General features: G+C 63.0%; 1 pseudogene. It reads left to right on the forward strand.

Annotated elements, in window-relative coordinates:
• Positions 1-245, forward strand: a pseudogene (locus tag SB822_RS57835) (hypothetical protein); the annotation flags it as partial.
• Between the last annotated feature and the right edge of the window lie 20 nt (positions 246-265).

Consider the following 265-nt stretch of genomic DNA (forward strand, 5'->3'; position numbering starts at 1 on the left):
GCCAGTATGAGGGCATGCTCATCGCGCTGCCGCCAAATGAATGGTCGCACTGGAGCGATGCCACGCCCGACGTGATTACCGGCAAACTGCTCGAGCTGGCCCGCTGCGTCGACCCGATTCAGGTGCGCACACGCACGCGTGGCCCCAAGACCCGCAAACCCGCACCCTATGTCGAAGGCGCGGTAGCCCGCGCCCATCACAGTACCGCTCGCCTGCTTAAACGCGCCAAAGGCGGGACATTTTGATCAAGACCTTGAAAGGGCTG

The sequence above is a fragment of the Paraburkholderia sp. SIMBA_054 genome, assembly GCF_046534875.1.
GTDB classification, from domain to species: Bacteria; Pseudomonadota; Gammaproteobacteria; order Burkholderiales; family Burkholderiaceae; genus Paraburkholderia; species Paraburkholderia hospita.